General features: G+C 48.9%; 19 protein-coding genes. 6 read left to right on the top strand and 13 right to left on the bottom strand.

The window, feature by feature from the left end:
- Positions 1–5: 5 nt before the first annotated feature.
- The 3 genes from bcd to ABK447_RS07975 form a co-directional block, all read right to left on the bottom strand.
- A complete protein-coding gene (gene bcd, locus ABK447_RS07985) occupies positions 6–1,100 on the bottom strand; it encodes a branched-chain amino acid dehydrogenase (protein WP_043020804.1) in 1,095 nt (364 codons plus the stop codon).
- A gap of 13 nt (positions 1,101–1,113) precedes the next feature.
- Positions 1,114–2,007, bottom strand: coding sequence for a phosphate butyryltransferase (gene yqiS / locus ABK447_RS07980; RefSeq protein WP_100001552.1), 894 nt, complete (start codon positions 2,005–2,007; stop codon positions 1,114–1,116).
- Between the two features lie 122 nt (positions 2,008–2,129).
- Positions 2,130–4,199 (bottom strand): sigma-54-dependent Fis family transcriptional regulator, encoded by a 2,070-nt coding sequence (locus ABK447_RS07975; RefSeq protein WP_100001553.1) that lies wholly within the window; start codon positions 4,197–4,199, stop codon positions 2,130–2,132.
- 153 nt (positions 4,200–4,352) lie between these two features.
- Between ABK447_RS07975 and ABK447_RS07970 the strand changes: the two genes are divergently transcribed.
- On the top strand, positions 4,353–4,595 hold the full coding sequence (locus tag ABK447_RS07970; protein WP_007408378.1) for a DUF2627 domain-containing protein: 243 nt from the start codon (positions 4,353–4,355) through the stop codon (positions 4,593–4,595).
- A 29-nt stretch (positions 4,596–4,624) separates the two neighbouring features.
- On the opposite strand, the gene prpB is transcribed toward ABK447_RS07970, so the two are convergent.
- The 10 genes from prpB to ytaF all read right to left on the bottom strand — a co-directional run bounded on the left by prpB (position 4,625) and on the right by ytaF (position 14,198).
- Complete coding sequence (gene prpB / locus ABK447_RS07965) at positions 4,625–5,530, bottom strand: methylisocitrate lyase (RefSeq protein WP_015417790.1); 906 nt, start codon at positions 5,528–5,530, stop codon at positions 4,625–4,627.
- A gap of 18 nt (positions 5,531–5,548) precedes the next feature.
- Positions 5,549–6,976, bottom strand: a complete 1,428-nt coding sequence (locus ABK447_RS07960; protein ID WP_161936392.1) for a bifunctional 2-methylcitrate dehydratase/aconitate hydratase — start codon at positions 6,974–6,976, stop codon at positions 5,549–5,551.
- 25 nt (positions 6,977–7,001) lie between these two features.
- Positions 7,002–8,099 carry a citrate synthase gene (gene mmgD, locus ABK447_RS07955; RefSeq protein WP_033574137.1) on the bottom strand — a complete coding sequence of 366 codons (1,098 nt, stop codon included), beginning with the start codon at positions 8,097–8,099 and terminating at the stop codon, positions 7,002–7,004.
- A gap of 23 nt (positions 8,100–8,122) precedes the next feature.
- Positions 8,123–9,256: an acyl-CoA dehydrogenase gene (locus tag ABK447_RS07950; RefSeq protein WP_033574138.1), complete on the bottom strand. Its 1,134-nt coding sequence runs from the start codon at positions 9,254–9,256 to the stop codon at positions 8,123–8,125.
- Between the two features lie 29 nt (positions 9,257–9,285).
- Complete coding sequence (locus ABK447_RS07945) at positions 9,286–10,137, bottom strand: 3-hydroxybutyryl-CoA dehydrogenase (protein WP_033574139.1); 852 nt, start codon at positions 10,135–10,137, stop codon at positions 9,286–9,288.
- A gap of 19 nt (positions 10,138–10,156) precedes the next feature.
- Entirely contained in the window at positions 10,157–11,338 is a 1,182-nt protein-coding gene (locus tag ABK447_RS07940; protein ID WP_033574140.1) for an acetyl-CoA C-acetyltransferase, read from the bottom strand.
- A 140-nt stretch (positions 11,339–11,478) separates the two neighbouring features.
- Complete coding sequence (locus ABK447_RS07935; protein WP_015240188.1) at positions 11,479–12,216, bottom strand: glycerophosphodiester phosphodiesterase; 738 nt, start codon at positions 12,214–12,216, stop codon at positions 11,479–11,481.
- 87 nt (positions 12,217–12,303) lie between these two features.
- Complete coding sequence (locus tag ABK447_RS07930; RefSeq protein ID WP_025284986.1) at positions 12,304–12,930, bottom strand: N-acetylmuramoyl-L-alanine amidase; 627 nt, start codon at positions 12,928–12,930, stop codon at positions 12,304–12,306.
- 18 nt (positions 12,931–12,948) lie between these two features.
- The gene (locus ABK447_RS07925; protein WP_014721488.1) at positions 12,949–13,266 is read right to left on the bottom strand and encodes a hypothetical protein; all 318 of its coding nucleotides are present in this window, start codon (positions 13,264–13,266) and stop codon (positions 12,949–12,951) included.
- Between the two features lie 308 nt (positions 13,267–13,574).
- A complete protein-coding gene (ytaF, locus tag ABK447_RS07920) occupies positions 13,575–14,198 on the bottom strand; it encodes a sporulation membrane protein YtaF (RefSeq protein WP_007408366.1) in 624 nt (207 codons plus the stop codon).
- A 146-nt stretch (positions 14,199–14,344) separates the two neighbouring features.
- Between ytaF and ABK447_RS07915 the strand changes: the two genes are divergently transcribed.
- From ABK447_RS07915 to ABK447_RS07895, 5 genes are all read left to right on the top strand, one after another.
- Positions 14,345–14,977 carry a helix-turn-helix domain-containing protein gene (locus tag ABK447_RS07915; RefSeq protein WP_007408365.1) on the top strand — a complete coding sequence of 211 codons (633 nt, stop codon included), beginning with the start codon at positions 14,345–14,347 and terminating at the stop codon, positions 14,975–14,977.
- A gap of 296 nt (positions 14,978–15,273) precedes the next feature.
- A complete protein-coding gene (locus tag ABK447_RS07910; protein ID WP_014470646.1) occupies positions 15,274–15,411 on the top strand; it encodes a hypothetical protein in 138 nt (45 codons plus the stop codon).
- Positions 15,412–15,504: 93 nt separating this feature from the next.
- Positions 15,505–16,623, top strand: coding sequence for an NADH-dependent flavin oxidoreductase (locus tag ABK447_RS07905; protein WP_033574248.1), 1,119 nt, complete (start codon positions 15,505–15,507; stop codon positions 16,621–16,623).
- 127 nt (positions 16,624–16,750) lie between these two features.
- The gene (locus ABK447_RS07900; RefSeq protein ID WP_007408362.1) at positions 16,751–16,963 is read left to right on the top strand and encodes a spore germination protein; all 213 of its coding nucleotides are present in this window, start codon (positions 16,751–16,753) and stop codon (positions 16,961–16,963) included.
- A 125-nt stretch (positions 16,964–17,088) separates the two neighbouring features.
- The gene (locus ABK447_RS07895; protein ID WP_003153181.1) at positions 17,089–17,301 is read left to right on the top strand and encodes a spore germination protein; all 213 of its coding nucleotides are present in this window, start codon (positions 17,089–17,091) and stop codon (positions 17,299–17,301) included.
- The last annotated feature ends 73 nt before the right edge of the window (positions 17,302–17,374 follow it).

Genomic DNA, 17,374 nt, shown 5'->3' with positions numbered 1-17,374 from the left:
AATTCCTATCGTCTGCTTAATATACTTTGGCCGTTTTGCAGAAACTGGCTTCTTGAACGGCGCATGCGCTCAATTCGTTCCTCAGCCAGACGGTCGGCCGCTAAGTATGTCGGAATGCCGTCACGCGCGGAAATATCGAGCACCCGCTCAATATTTGCATAAATGCCTTCAACCTTTTTCAAAGCCCGCTCAGCATTGTAGCCGTAAAGCTCATCGGCCACATTGATGACGCCGCCTGCATTGATGACATAATCCGGAGCGTACACGATTCCCATTTCATGAATGGTATCGCCGTGGCGTGTTTCTTTCAGCTGGTTATTGGCCGCTCCCGCAATGACTTTCGCCTTCAGGTGTTTAATCGTGTCATCGTTAATGACGGCGCCGAGAGCACATGGGGCATAAATATCGCACGCCTGTGAGTAAATGTCGCCGGGATCAACTGCGCGGGCGCCGAAGTCCTCAACGGCACGTTTAACAGATTCTTTATTGATATCCGTTACGATTAAAGAAGCGCCTTCTTCGTGAAGGTGGCGGCATAGATTGTAAGCCACATTTCCCACGCCTTGCACGGCAATTGTTTTACCTTCCAGGGAATCAGTGCCAAACGCCGCTTTCGCTGCGGCTTTCATCCCTTTGTAGACGCCGTACGCCGTAACGGGAGACGGATTTCCTGATGAACCGAATGCCGGAGAAATTCCGGTTACATAGTCTGTTTCATCATGAATGATGTCCATATCTTCAACGGTGGTGCCGACGTCTTCCGCCGTAATATACCTTCCGTTTAAGCCTTGGATGTAGCGGCCGAACGCGCGGAACATTTCTTCATTTTTATCTTTGCGCGGGTCTCCGATAATAACGGTTTTCCCGCCGCCTAAGTTTAAACCGGCAGCCGCATTTTTATAAGTCATGCCTTTTGCGAGTCTTAGTGCATCTTCAATCGCCGCTTCTTCACTGTCATATGTCCACATTCTTGTTCCGCCGAGTGCGGGGCCGAGCGTCGTATCATGAATCGCGATGATCGCTTTTAATCCGGATTGTTCATCTTGGCAGAATACCAATTGTTCGTAATCATAAGTCTCCATATATTTAAAAATTTCCATAGGTTCGTTCCTCCTACTGTTCTTGTGATGCGCAAATCGCAAGCGCAATTGAATACAGTTTATTTTCTGCGGTATCCGCTCTGCTCGTTAATGCGATCGGCGCTTTTGCACCGGCGATGACGGCAGCAACATTTGCTTTCGCAAAATAAATCATTGACTTATAAAGCATATTTCCGGCCTCGATTGAAGGAACCAAGAGAATATCCGCCTGGCCCGCTACGCTTCCGGAAATCCCTTTTTGCAGCGCAGCCGCTTGGGATACGGCATTATCCAAAGCAAGCGGTCCGTCCGCAATGCAGCCGGTAATCTGTCCTCTGTTGCACATCTGGACGATCGCAGCCGCGTTAAGGGTCGCCTCCATTTTCGGATTAACCGTTTCAATAGCGGCAAGGACTGCGGCTTTCGGCATAGGGTTCCCTACTGAATGTGCGACATGAACCGCATTTTGCAGAATATGCCCGAGCTCTTCAAGAGACGGGGCAATGTTCAGCGCTGAATCAGTCACATACATCAGCCGGTCATAGTCCGGCACCTCAAAAACGGCTACATGTGATAACACCCTTTTTGAACGAAGCCCTTCATGGCGGTTTAAAACCGATTTCAGAAGAGTTGAGCTCGGGAGATTCCCTTTCATTAAAACGTCCGCCTCTTGTTCACGCACTGCGCGCACTGCTTTTGCCGCAGATTCTTCGGGTGAATCGGCGTGGATGATTTCAGCATTGAACTTCGGCTCATTTGCCAGAAGCTCTTTCAGCTTTCCGCTGTCATCCGTCAGTAAAAATCGTGCCGACAAGTGTTCTGCCGCCATTTTGACGGCCTGGATCACTTCTTTATCTGCTGCGTGGGCCACTGCAATGGTTTTTGCGTTTTTTGCCGCGGCTTTTTCAACTAGGTCTCTCAGCTTCATTTTGTACCACCTTCCTTGTGCGAATCCGCTTTTAACAATGCAAGTTCCGTGCCAAATATGCGGGAGGGTTTATTCCGGCTTTCTTCAAGAAAACATGCAGCTGTTTGCGCTTTCTCTGCAATTTATTGCATGCCGTCATTTGCAAGGCCGTACTTGTCCATTTTGTAGTACAGATTCCGAATACTGACACCAAGCGCTTTTGCCGTTTTGGTTCGGTTGAATTTATGCTTTTCAAGCGTTTTTTGAATGACGTGCGCTTCAAATTTTTCAACAGCCTGAGACAGCTTTTCCCCTTCCACATCCGGAAAATCACTTTGGGTGCCGTTTTTTTCATTCAGCTCTGATTCAAAAACAGGCAGATGCTGCTGTTCGATCCGTTCCATGTGCGGCTCTAAAAATATCATTGCCCGTCCGAGAACATTTTCAAGCTCCCGGACGTTTCCCGGCCAGCTGTAGGCTGTTAAAGCTCGCAGCGCGTTCGGCGTAAGCCCCTTTACATTGCGGCCGTAATCCTGATTGATTTTTTCAATGAGCCGAATGCTCAGCGCTTCAATATCTTCTTTGCGCTGCCGAAGCGGCGGGATTGAGATCGGATAGCGGTTAATCCGGTAATACAGGTCTTCACGGAACGCGCCTTCCGCCATGGCCTTTTCGATGTTGACGTTTGTCGCTGCGATAATTCTGACATTGACAGAAATCGCTTTAGCGCCGCCGACTCTGATAATTTCTTTTTCCTGCAGAACTCTGAGCAGCTTTGCCTGGGTGCTTTGGGTCAGCTCTCCGATTTCATCTAAGAAAATGCTGCCGTTATTTGCTTCCTCAAAAAGTCCTTTTTTGCCCCCGCGCCTCGCGCCCGTAAACGCGCCTTCCTCATAGCCGAAAAGCTCGGATTCTAGCAGTGATTCAGACAAGGCCGCACAATTGACCCGGATGAACTTATTGTATTTTCGGTCGCTTTCATTATGGATGGCGTGGGCGAAAAGTTCTTTTCCTGTGCCGGATTCTCCCCGCAGCAGAATCGTCGCCGGCGTTTTCGCCCCGAGCTTCGCCTGTTCAAGGGCGACCAGCATTTGTTCACTCGTGCCGATAATGTCGTCAAACGTGTATTTCGCTTCAAGCGTGCGGATGATCTGGCGCGCCCGATTCAGCTCAGCAGTCAGCGTTTTAATTTCTGACACGTCGTGGATGACGCCGACGCTGCCTTTTAAAATACCGTCCACAATAACGGGGGCAACATTTACGATAACATCCTTTTTATTGGGGCCGACCTTCATTCTCACACCCCGCACGGGCCGCCTTGTCCCCAATACTTTCAGGTGCATGCTCTCCCCTTCTGAGATATCGGTGGAAGCGGGTTTTCCGATGACTTCGCTTTCTGACAGCCCGGTCATTTTTGTATACGCTTTGTTGATTAACATTCCGATGCCGTTTTCATCAACGACAGAAATGGCCTCGTCTGATGATTGTATAATCGCTTCAAGCATGGTGCGGATTTGTTTTAAGTTCGTGACCTCTTCCGCCAGTTCAACTGCGTCGGTGATATCTTTAAACACGCATAACGCGCCGAGAAGTTTTCCGCCTTCATCAATGATCGGCAGTCTTGTCGTGACAATCTGCAGGTGCTTTCCGAGAAGCTGCTTCTGGTTATATTCCGGCTCTCTCGTTTCCAGAATCCGCGGCAGCTTTGTGTTCGGCACTACATCTTTAATTTGGCGGCCGATGACATCCTCCCGTTTTTGGCCGACCATTTTTTCTGCCATCTGATTAAATAAAATGATCGTTTCGTTGACGTCTATAAAAATCATGCCGTCGTGCGTTGAATTAAAAATCCGGTCATGCTTATACGTCTGCGACTTCAGCATTTGGATAAGCTGCTGTTTTTCCTCCATCAGCTGAAACACCATGTACGCCAATTTTCCCGGCATGACGATGGTTTGTTCTTTTTTCTCATGGAGCAGCTCATCCATGACCGCTTTATCGCCTGTTGTATGGATGATAATATCTATATCTTCAGTTATGTAGGGTTTCCAATCTGATGAGGTTGCAATTCCATATTTCCGGGCTTCTTGCAGCCCTTGCGCCTCCGGATCTTGATCAACCACCGCAATAATCCGGATCAGCTTTGTTTTCATCAAAATCTGTAGGAGCGCCGTGCCTCCTTTACCAGCACCTATAATCAGCACCTTCTGCATCCCGATACCCCTTTATATGAAAAAATTTGCACACCTGTATTTCCCGTTGCAATAATTTGCACAACCCCTATGTTACCACGTTTTGATCTCTTGACAAAATATTTTTTCGATTGGACAATAAAGGAAAACATATCGTAAAGGGGTTTTCTGAATATGAGCCGGCTTGTTGCGCTTTTGATTCTGGTCCTCCCCGGCGCTGTCGCGGCGCTCGGCATTAAGCTGATGAGAGATGCATTATTCGGGCATGCGTTTTCCCCGTTTCCGTCCCTTTTTCTTCAGGGGGCGGCCGGATTGGCGTTTTTTTTGTTCGGCCTTTATGTTCTGGCCGGGTTTATTCTGTACAGAGATCGGAAACGCAATCAAGTCAGCCCGCGGTTCAGGAAAAAAAAGCTGTAAAAAAAGCCCTTGCAAAAAAAAGGGCTTTTTCAGTCGTCCGGCAGTATCGTTTTGGCAATGGATTGATCCAGTTCTTCATAGTCATCGTAAGCGATCGTTTCATATAGTTCTTTTCTCGTCTGCATATCCGAAAGCCCCTCTTTTTGCGAGCCTTCTTCTTTCAGAAGGCGGAAAATACGCTCAAAAGCCTTGGCCGCCGTTCTGAGTGACGTGACCGGGTAAATGACCATCTGACAGCCCATATCGGAAAATTCATCAGCACTGTAATACGGCGTTTTTCCGAATTCAGTCATGTTTGCGAGAATCGGCACACTGATTTGTTTGGAAAACGCTCTGAATTCACTTTCGGATTGGAGCGCTTCCGGAAAAACAGCGTCAGCACCCGCTTTTATATAAGCGGACGCCCTTTTTAATGCCCCCTCCAATCCTTCCTGCTGTCTGGCGTCTGTTCTCGCAACAACAAGAAGAGTCGGCGCGGCCCGCTTGACCGCTTGGATTTTTTGCGCCATTTCTTCAATCGGCACGAGCTGCTTCCCATTCAGATGTCCGCATTTTTTCGGCAGGCGCTGATCCTCCATCTGGACGGCGGCCGCGCGCGCTTCATACATTTCTTTCGCCGTCCGGGCGGCATTCAGCACTCCTCCGAAACCCGTGTCAATATCGACAAGGACGGGCAGATCAGACGAGCGGACCAGATCTTTAACCCGTTCAGCCATTTCCGCCGACGTGATGATCCCTAAATCAGGAAGCCCTCTGCTCGCCGTGTAAGCCGCGCCTGATAAATAAAGAGCCGAAAACCCCGTTTTCTTGGCGATAAGAGCGGCCATCGCATCGTGAGCGCCGGGGATCTGCAATAGATCCGGCGCTGCCATCAGCGTACGGAACCGCTCTGCAAGCTCCTCTTGAGACGACTGCTTGCTGACGATCCACGTCATGTTTGTCACCCTCCTATTTTATACGAGAAATAAGTCCATAAATTCACTAACGCTGAGCTTCTGCATTCGGCCGCTATGTTCGCAGGCCTCTTTGATTTTACGCTGCTGCTTCAATGAAAAATGAGTGCTGATGTTTGCTGAAAACTTGGCAAGAATCTTCGGAACGGCTTCTTTTCTGCGGAACCGGTGCCCGAGCGGGTATTCACATTCAATCCGTCCCGTAGCCGTGCCGTCTGTAAAATGCACCTGTACGGCATTTGATATGGATCGCTTATTCGGGTCTAAGTAATCTTTTGAGTACGCTTTGTGTTCCGTCACCTCCATTTTGCTCCGCAATGTATCAATTCGCGGGTCAGACGCCGTTTCCTCTTCATAATGATCGGCCGTGATATCTCCGAAAAGCAGCCCGATTGCCGTAATGTACTGGAGGCAGTGATCCCGGTCAGCCGGATTGTGAAGCGGCCCTTTTTTATCGATAATCCGGATTGCCGACTCATGCGTCATAATCGTGATCCTGTCAATGTCTTCGATGCGGTCTTTCACCTCCGGATGAAGCCGGACCGCGCATTCCGCCGCTGTCTGGGCATGGAATTCAGCCGGGTAGGATACTTTAAACAGAACATTCTCCATCACATAAGACCCAAGCGGGCGGGCAAGCTTCATTTCCTGCCGGTTAAACAATACGTCTTGAAATCCCCACCCAGATGCGGTCAGAGCCGTCGGGTACCCCATTTCACCTTTGTGCGCCATAAGGGCCAAATATACCCCTCTGCTCGTCGCGTCGCCGGCCGCCCATGATTTGCGTGATCCGGTATTCGGCGCATGACGGTACGTTCTGAGGCTTGAATTATCAATCCAGGCATGAGATACGGCGTTATTGATTTCCTCTTTTGAGCCGCCCAGCATTTGCGCGCAAACAGCCGCAGTCGCCACTTTCACAAACAGCACATGGTCAAGCCCCACTCTGTTTAAGCTGTTTTCCAAAGCGAGAATTCCTTGAATTTCGTGCGCTTTGATCATTGCGCAAAGCACATCGCGCACGGTAAGCGGTTCTTTCCCTTCTGAAATCCGCACTCTGGATAGATAATCCGCACAAGCCAATATGCCTCCGAGATTGTCAGACGGATGACCCCATTCCGCCGCAAGCCACGTATCATTATAATCGAGCCACCTGTTGATACAGCCGATATTAAAAGCAGCCGTGACCGGGTCTAAAACAAAAGGCGTGCCCGGGACTCTGCTGCCGTTGGGCACGGAGGTTCCCGGGACAATCGGGCCGAGCAGCTTTGTACATTCGGGATAGCTGAGCGCCAAAATTCCGCAGCCTATCGTATCAAGAAGCACATGTCCTGCCGTAGTAAAAGCTTCTGAACTGTCAATCTCCTGATGGAGCACGTAGTCAGAAATCTCTTCGATTACAGCGTCCATTCGGCGGGGTTCTGTCATGTTTTCATCTTCCTTTCTCATCTGTTTACAGGCGCGCTCCGGTATAGCGGACACGCGGGCGGAAAAGCCGATTTCGGCTGTGCTGTTCAATGACGTGGGCGCATAATCCGACCGTCCGTGCGCTGAAGAATATAGGCGTGTACAGCGGTATCGGGATGCCGAGCATGTAATAGACCGGCGCTGCGTAGTAATCTAAATTCGGATAAAGGCCTTTTTTCTCCCGCATGACGGTTTCGCCGGCTTCACACATATGATAAAGACGGAAATCACCTGAAAGATCAGACAGCTTTTTTAACGCTTCTTTCATCATGAGCGCCCTCGGGTCCATTTTTTTCATGTAGACACGGTGGCCGAAGCCCATGATTTTTTCTTTGTTTGCGAGTTTTTGAGTTAATAATTGTGTAAACCCGTCTGTATCCTTCGCTTCTTCAAGCATGTACATAACCGCTTCGTTCGCTCCGCCGTGAAGATTTCCCTTAAGCGAGGCGACGGCTCCGGTCAGCGCGCCGTAAATATCCGATTGCGTCGAAGCGATGACACGGGCCGTAAACGTTGAGTTCGGCAATTCATGCTCACTGTATAAAAGAAGCGACCGGTCGAAGATTTCTTCTTCCAAAGATGACGGCGTTTTTCCGGTAATCATATATAAAAAGTTTGCGCTGTATGATAAGGTTCCGACCGGCGCCAAAGGCTCCAGCCCGTTGATGACTCGATAGCTGTTGACCGTCAGATTCGGCATTTTGCCTATCAGTCCGCGTACGCGGTGCTGATTTACGGAAGATGAACGGTCATCGATGTCCTTGTCAAAGCCTCCAAGCGCAGACAAACCCGTCCTCAATCCGTCCATCGGGTGAGTATGTTCGGGCAGCAGACGGCATATGTGCAAGATTTCCTCGGGAAGGTGTCCGCCGCGCCGAACGTCTTCTTCAAGCGCCGCCTTCTCTTTCACATCAGGAAGTCTGTCTTCCAATAAGAGATGAACAATGTCCATATAGCCGGCCGTTTTAGAAAGCTCAATCAGATCGTGGCCTTTGATTAAAATACTGCCCTGCTGTGTATCCAGGAAAGAAATCCCCGTTTCCACCGCAATGACGCCATCTAAACCGGGAGAATAAGATTCCATGGTTTCGCTCCTTTGCGCACTTTTTATTGAAGAAGATACTTAGAAATAATCAGCCTTTGAATCTCATTGGTTCCTTCATAGATTTGCGTGACTTTCGCATCCCGAAATAAACGCTCCGCGGGATACTCTTTCATATAGCCGTAGCCGCCGTGAATCTGCACAGCCTCCACCGCCGCTTTCATCGCCGCATCGGACGCGAATTGCTTCGCCATAGATGCTTCTTTTCCGCACGGAAGCCCTCGCTGATACAGATCAGCGGCATGATAGACCAATAATTTGGCAGCTTCCGCATTCGTCGCCATGTCAGATAATTTAAATGAAACGGCCTGATTCGAAGCGATGGGTCTGCCGAACTGGCTGCGGGTTTTGGCGTACTCCACCGAGCAGCCGAGCGCCGCTTCGATAATCCCGAGCGCCTGAGCCGCTATGCCGATCCGTCCGACGTCAAGGTTTTTCATGGCGATTGAAAAGCCCTCGCCCTCTTCGCCGAGCCGGTTTTCAATCGGAATTTCCGCTTGGTCAAACTGCAATTCGACAGTATTGGAACCTAACAGTCCGAGCTTTTTTTCTTTTTTTCCGACAGAAAAACCGGGTGTGTTTTTCTCAATGATAAACGCGGAAATTCCCTTTCTCCCCTTACCTGGATCGGTTATGGCGAATGTCAGATACAGATCTGCCGCTCCGCCGTTTGTAATAAAGATTTTTGAACCGTTCAGAATATATGAATCGCCTTTTCGCACGGCTCTTGTTTTCAGGCTCCCCGCATCAGATCCGGATTGAGGCTCAGTAAGCGCAAAAGCCCCAATATATTCGCCCGCTGCCAGCTTCGGAATATACGTTTGTTTTTGGGCTTCTGTCCCGAAATGCAAAATCGGGATTGTCCCTACCGATGTGTGGACGGACAAAATGACGCCGACGGCCGCGCTGACTTTTGATATTTCATGAATCGCTAAAATGTAAGATGTTGTATCAGCACCCGCCCCGCCGTAAGCTTCCGGGACGGGAATGCCCATCAATCCCGCTTCGCCCATTTTTTTAATCAGCCGCTCCGGAAATTCATCTGTTGATTCCATGAACTCAACCACCGGCGCGATTTCCTTGCGGGCAAAATCACGCACCATTTTTCTCATCATGATGTGCTCTTCTGTAAAATGCATGGCTGCCGTCTCCCCTCATGATCTTTACGTCATCTGCCGTACTCATAAAAACCGCGCCCGCTTTTTTTGCCGAGCCAGCCGGCGCTGACATATTTTCTGAGCAGAGGGCATGGGCGGTATTTCGGATCTCCGAGCCCCGCATAGAGAACCTCCATAATGGAAAGGCACGTATCCAGCCCGATGAAGTCAGCTAATGTTAAAGGACCCATCGGATGCCGCATGCCGAGCTTCATCACCTCATCAATCGCTTCCTTTGAAGCTGCTCCTTCGTAAAGGCAATAAACGGCTTCGTTAATCATCGGCATTAATATGCGATTAGATATAAAGCCCGGGAAGTCATTGACTTCGACTGGGGTTTTATTCATCCGGACGGCAAGCTTCTTTACTGTTTCCGCCGTTTCTTCCGATGTGGCGAGTCCTCTGATGACTTCGACAAGCTCCATGACAGGAACCGGATTCATAAAATGCATGCCGATTACTTTTTCAGGCCTTTTTGTGGCCGCGGCAAGCTCCGTAATGGGAAGAGAAGACGTATTGCTTGCCAATACGGCATGAGGGGGACAGATTTTATCTAGTGTGTCAAACAATTCTGCTTTTGCTTTTTTGTTTTCTGCAATGGCTTCAATTACAAAATCAGCATCTCCCGCTTCTGTGAGCTCTGCCGGGGAAATACGGCTGAAAACGGCATCTGTCTCCTGCCGTGACTTCCGTCCTTTTGCCTGCTCTTTCTCCAGGTTTGTCTTTATGCGGTGAAGACCTTTTGTTACCGTTTCCGGCTCCCAATCGTATAACTTGACGGCAAACCCGGCTTCTGCAGCCGTCTGCGCGATGCCTGCTCCCATCTGACCCGCACCTGCGACCATGATTGTTTTCATCTTCATCCGGCGCTCCCTCCTTTGATCAGTACACCTCAAGCAGGACGGCATCTCCTTGAGCCGCTCCGCTGCATATAGCCGCTATGCCTAAACCTCCTCCGCGACGCTTTAATTCGTATATTAAACTCATGATGATTCTCGCTCCGCTTGCGCCGATCGGGTGGCCGAACGCGATTGCCCCTCCGTTTACATTCACTTTTTCCCGGCTGAACCCGGCTATTTTTTCACTCACCAGCACGACGGACGCAAATGCTTCATTTACTTCAAACAAATCAATATCGTCAACGGACAGTCCGGTTTTTGTCAAGAGCCGGCTGATGGCCTCTCCCGGCGCGCTTGCCAGCTCGCACGCTTCCAATCCGACTGACGCAAAGCCAAGTATCGCTGCGAGCGGCCTGACATGCTGCTTTGCGGCTTTTTCCTCTGACATCAGCACAAATGCTCCGGCCCCGTCATTTACACCGGGAGCGTTTCCGGCTGTAACCGTTCCGTCGGCTGTAAAAATTGGCTTGAGCGCTGCAAGCTGCTCAAGGCTCGTATCAGGGCGCAGCCCCTCATCCGCTTCAACGGTATGCTGTTTGCCCTTTTTGCCGGTCCAGGTGACGGGGACAATTTCTTCACGCAATTTGCCCGCCTCGGCCGCCTCAGCCGCGCGTTGCTGGCTCAAAAGAGCGTAATGATCCTGTTCATCCCGGGAAATGCCGTACTTTTTGGCCGCAGTGCTTCCGTGGACAGCCATATGCACCTGGTCGAACGCACAGGTCAGCCCGTCATGAACCATTAAATCCTGAAACACCCCGTCCCCCATCCTCACACCCCAGCGGCCAGCCGGAATGGCGTACGGAATGTTGCTCATGCTTTCCATTCCGCCTGCAATCAGCACGTCCGCATCTTTCGCCCGGATCATTTGATCACAGATGGTAACGGCCCTGAGCCCTGATGCACAGACCTTATTAATGGTTTCAGCCGGAACGGACCACGGAAGCCCGGCATATCTTGCAGCCTGCCGTGCCGGAATCTGCCCGGCACCCGCCTGGACGACCATTCCCATCACCGCTCCTTCCGCTTCGCTTTCACTGATAGCGGCGCGCTTGATTGCTTCTTTTATGGCGATGCCGCCAAGCTCGGCCGCCTTTACCTCTTTTAATGCGCCGCCAAATTTTCCGAACGGCGTTCTTGCCGCACTGACGATAACCGTTTTTCCCACAATTTTGCCTCACTTTCAATAAGATAAAAGATAACGCTTACACAAAACGCCCTGTTACAATATATGAACCGGCTGACCGAGTTATGAGTGCACCGCCTTTTTCCCGCCCATAAAAAAAGAAGACTGTCTGAACAGTCTTCTCAGCTGCGGCATTCTTCTTTTATAGAAACAGCCAGCTTTGGATAATCGGTAAAAATTGCGTCTGCTCCCGCTTTCATCAGCTGCTTCATATCCTCAGGACGATTGACGGTGAACGGACGGAGCGCCGCTTGGTGTTTTGCAAGATGTTTGATCACTTCAGCGCTCACCGCCGGCGTACCGAGCTTCGGATGATAACCCGAAGCGGGAATGGCGGCAAGATACCGTTCAGGCCGGTACAGCACATCCATTGTCAGCACCGCCCGTTCAATTTCAGGCGCCAGGGCGTGGCAAACCGCGAGACTCTCATGATTAAATGAAGAAAAAATAACGCGCTTTTCCAGTCCGTAATATCTGACTTTTTTAATCACTTCTTCTTCCATTCCTTCGTAACGGAATACACTGTTTTTCAGCTCAATGTTTATCAGAAAATCAGCACGTTCCGCAAAACGCAGCACATCTGACAAAAGCGGAATTCTGACACCTTTAAAAGCATCTTTCCATTTTCCGGCGGCATCGGCGGTTCTGATTTTGTCATACGCCGTATCTTTCACAAATCCTTTCAAAGACGTCGTGCGGTCGAGGGTTTCATCGTGAATGACCACGATCCGGCCGTCTTTTGTCATCTGTACATCAAGTTCGATTCCGTCAGCCCCGTCCTCAATCGCTTTTTTGAACGCGGGCATCGTATTTTCAGGGCAGTCGCCCGACGCCCCCCGGTGGGCAAAAATATTCGTCATATGTGTCACCTCAGGTGTTTGTCATCGGTTTTCTCTATTATAATCGTTATGCACATAAGGAGGGCGCTATTTACACATATTTTATAATTACCGTCCGCTGTAATAGGTTTCGATTCCCTTTACAACGGCGTCCGCGGCGTGCTCTTGTCCGTTATCGCTTTTCAGCTTGTCCGCATCTTGAGGATTTGTGATAAAACCTAATTCAGCCAGCACACTCGGCATCTTTGAATATGTAATGACATAAAAAGGAGCTTCTTTTACGCCTCTGTCCTTCATCCCTAAAGACGTGACAAGCTGCTGCTGGATGTCGGAAGCAAGCCTTTCGCTGTCTGCTCCTTCATATGTCGAATTAAAATACGTTTCCGTGCCCGATGCCGTTGAGACGGCTGAATTCGTATGGAGGCTGACGAATAAATCGGATTGGCTGGCGCTTGCTTTCGCCACCCGCTCGTCCAAACGTAAAAAAGTATCGTCAGTCCTTGAAGCAACAGGTTTTGCGCCTTCTGTCTCCAATTTGTCGATCACCTTGTTTGACACCGCTAAATTGATGTTTTTCTCAAGCAGTCCATTTCCGCCGGCCCCGCTGTCTTCTCCGCCATGTCCGGCATCGATATAAATGGTTTTCCCTTGCAAAGGTTCAGCTGCATAAGCAGACGGCGCAAGCAGAAGCAGAGCGGCACCGAAGGCAGCAGCGCTTTTTGTCAGTAAACCCACGTTTTTTCCTCCCCGTTTTCACATATCTGTTTCTTTTTTCAGTTCCTCAAGCCGTAATTGTCCGTTGCTCTCTTTTTTATAGGTGATTTGCACCGCCGTATGTTCAGGCAGAGACTGACATTCAAACCGCTTAGCGAAAGGCACCTTCACCTCTTGCCTTTCTCCGTCAATTTCGACCGCGATCGTATCGTTTCCGGCCGCTTTTATAAATGTTCCTTCCTGTGTAAATGACGGCGCCGCATCAGCCTCCGCGGTATACTCGCATCCTGATAACAGCCATGCGGTGAAGATCAGAAGTATGACAGACTTCACACAGATCACCTCACGTTTTCTCATTCGGCTTTATCTTTGAACAGAATGACCGATTTGTAAAGGGAGCCTCCATTCCTCCAGTGCTTTTCCATATTTGGAATGAAGGCTATCTGACCTGCTGTTTACCTGAACTTAGAAAGAAAACAAGCTGATCAGTCTATGAAAAAGGTTCTGTCTGAAGGCCGAATATGCAGAATTTAACGGAAACGGACGACTTTCTGTTCATTTTGAAAAAATATCAGATCGGCAAAAAAAGAGAGCCGCGTCATGCGCTCTCCCGAATAGAAACATTCATATTTATTTTGAGCTTTTCATAAAATGAACGGGACAACTTAAAAGAGCAGCGTATTGGCGGCAATGATGAGAATAATCACTCCGCTCAGCACCGTGCTGAACTGTCCGACGTGAAAAGAACCGATGCGCAGTGACGCGGCTTTTTTTCCAAGCGAGCAGCCGATCCATATGGTCAGAAAGCTTCCGACCGCCGCAGTGATGGAAATGGCAGCGGGAGAAAGCCCGATCAACCCCGCGCTTAATCCGTTGGTCAGCGCATTTGCGGATACGGCCACCCCGAGAACCATGGATTCCAATATACCGATTTCTCCCGAACCGTCGGCATCCGCTGCCTCCGGATTTTGCAGCAGACCGGCAAAACGGCCTTTTTTTCCTGACGCGCCAACACGCGCTGTTTTTCTCGGCACAGCCAGCAGAATGATGCGGATACCGATGACAGATAAAATAAACGCCGCCAGTAATACAGGAAGAAAGCCCGGTAAAACGGCTGAAATCCATTTGCCGAAATAAATTCCGATATAACTGAATACAAAACAGATAAAAGCGATCATCATATTTGACGCATGCGATATTTTGATTTTTCTGATGCCGTATGACATCCCCACTCCTAAATTATCAATGCTCGAGGACACTGCCAAACCTAAAATCAATAACCAAGCCATGTTCGTTTCTCTCCATTCTTTGATGTCTTTTCAACATGTTGTGCCGTTGAATCTACACTATCCTATTCAGCAGCACAGAAAAGGTACCTTTTCTGCAAAAATTATTGATTAATGATCATCATTCCGGCGGAAACGAGGTGACACCCTTGACAGAAAATAAAAATACGACACTGGGGCCCCTTTTAAAATCACTGCTTGATAAGCACTCGCTCTCCATGAGAAAACTCGGCGCCTTAACAAACATTGATACGGCCACCATCTCCCGGATTATAAACGGCAAGCAGAAGGCCAATTTAAAGCATCTTCAGGAATTTTCAAAACATCTCCGCACCCCGCTGGAGGAATTGCTTGAGGCGTCAGGCATAGACATCGGCCATGAAAAAGAAGCTGCGCCGCAAGACCCGATGCACGCGATTCAGGATATGCTGAATATGGCCGAGATGTTTGATCAGCCTTTTTCCCGGGAGCAAATTGAGCGCGAACTGACCAGATATGAACAATATGCCAAAACCCAGCAGGGCCATCGCCTGATTTGCGATGAGTTTCAAAAGAAAATGGACAATGAAGAAAGCGTCGGCCCTTTTATTGATCATTTGAAAAACATGCATCATCAGTATATGGATGAATCAACACCGGCTGAAGACCGCGCGATTCTCGGGAGCGCGCTGCTGTATTATATTTTAGCGACCGACGTCATTCCGGATTACATGTTTCCGATCGGCTACCTGGATGACGCCATCGCCGTTCAAATCGCTTTGAATCGGCTGAAAAAAAAGTAAAGGCGCTTAAAAAAGCGCCCTTTTTGTGTTGAAAAATATGAAACACCGCATTACGGTTTTGTCAAAACAGAGACAGCTGTCATATGATACATCAACCTAACAAAAAGGAGGGTGTCTTCTATGGACAGCAACACAGTTGTGGCAGTGTGCGCTCTGTTAAGTGTTGTGATTCAGATCGGAACGATATTCGCCGCAGGAAAGTGGAAAAAAGAATAAATAAAAACAAATTGACGGTTTTTTCGCACAAGCGTATGCTTATAAATAACCTTGTAAAAGATAAGAAAGAAGATATGTATATGAAAAAAATCATTCTCCTCTTCGCCGCCGCTGTCATATTCAGCTCGATCGGCCATCAAATTTCAGGAGGATATAAAGATCCTGAAAAGGAACGGAGAAAACCGTTTCATTCGTTTAAATGGTTCAGCCGGTCATAACCTCAGGAAGAAGAACAAGCAAAATAATTGCACACAATTAAAACATAAGCTAGAATACGGACGAGTTAAACTCCTAAGGAAGAAGGCGAAATGATGAAGCAAACTTATAAACCGCTGTTTGAACCTTTTACGTTCGAAAGCGGCGTCACCATACCAAACCGTATTTCAGTCGCACCGATGACACACTATTCATCAAATGATGACGGAACAATTTCCGACCGTGAATTAAGCTACATTACTCCCCGTTCAAAAGAAATGGGCATGGTCATTACGGCATGTGCAAACGTAACGCCGGACGGCAAAGCGTTTCCAGGCCAGCCCGGCATCTATGATGATTCTCACATTCCCGGCTTGAAAAAACTCGCTCAGGCGATCCAGTCTCAAGGAGCGAAAGCCGTTGTGCAGATTCACCACGGAGGATTGGAATGCCCTCCTGAACTCGTGCCAAACAACGACGTCGTCAGTCCGAGCGGCTCAGAAGAAGACGGGAGACAAACGTCCCGGGCTCTCACCGAACAAGAAATTGAGCACATCGTGAAAGCATTCGGCGAAGCGACACGCAGAGCGATTGAAGCCGGCTTTGACGGTGTTGAAATTCACGGGGCAAACGGATACCTGATTCACCAATTTTATTCACCGAAAACAAACCGGCGCACAGACCGCTGGGGCGGAAGCGATGAAAAGCGCCTTGCGTTCCCGCTTGCAGTCGTTGACGCTGTCAAACAGGCAATTGATACACACGCTGAAAATCCATTCGTTCTCGGCTACCGCCTGTCACCGGAAGAGCCGGAAACACCGGGGCTTACAATGAAAGAAACATTCATGTTCGCCGACGCGCTTGCGGAAGAGAACTTGGATTATCTGCATATTTCACTGATGGATGTCAACTCCAAAGCCCGCCGCGGGGCGGATTCTTCACGGACGCGGATGGATTTATTAAACGAACGCGTCGGCCATAAAGTGCCGCTGATGGCCGTCGGTTCCATCTATACCGCGGACGAAGCACTTGCTGTATTAGAAAGCGGAATTCCGCTGGTGGCTCTGGGACGTGTCATTTTGATTAACCCCGAATGGGCGGTGCTGGTCAAAGAAGGCCGCGAACAGGAAATCGAAAAAGCCATTCAAGCATCTGAAATTGAGAAATACCGACTTCCTGAACCGTTATGGGAAATGATTCAGAATACAGGCGGCTGGGTGCCGTTTGAAAAGTAGACTAAAAAAACTGCCGGATGTCCGGCAGTTTTTTTTGATTTACAAGTTTTTACCGCTTTGTTTACTCCTATTTCTAACACACAGCGTACATATAGTAAATAGATTAATAGAAAGGAGACCGTATATGATGGCTGGTTTTCCTATTACGATTAACAGTCTTTCCGGAAACGGGGTTGTCAATGTCGGCGGTGCGTTTTCGATAAGTCCTTTAACCGTATCAAAAACCGTCTACGGCTCAGGTGGGGGAAATACAGGGATGGTCCTGCAAATGAATCAATCCAGTACATCTCAATCTTCAAGCTCTCAATACTCTGATCAAAATGTAACGAAAACACTATGACATCCGTATTTCCCTCCCTTTCCGGCTGGCAGCAGCCGGATTCTTTTTGCCGTTTTGTTTAATCTTATTCCATATCACAGCGTACATATAGTTAGTAGACTGTGAGAGAAAGGAGAAAAAATAGAATGAGCGGTTGCCCGATTACGATAAACAACGTATCAGGAAACGGAGTTGTCAATGTTGGCGGCGCCATATCCATCAGTCCGCTGACTGCATCAAAAACTGTTTTCGGTGCCGGAGGGGGAAATATCGGCATTGTCATTCAAAACAATGCTGTAAGCCAGTCCAAAATGTTTGAACATCAATTTTCAGATCAGAATATTGTAAAGTCAATTTAAGGGCTGCCATGCAGCCCTTTCAGCATAAATAAAGCAGACACACTGATTTCCCAAAAACTTGATTTTTAAACAT

It is taken from the genome of Bacillus sp. hwrm1, assembly GCF_040207805.1.
In the GTDB taxonomy this organism is placed as follows: Bacteria; Bacillota; Bacilli; order Bacillales; family Bacillaceae; genus Bacillus; species Bacillus velezensis.
This window is presented reverse-complemented; position numbering and strand designations above follow the sequence as displayed.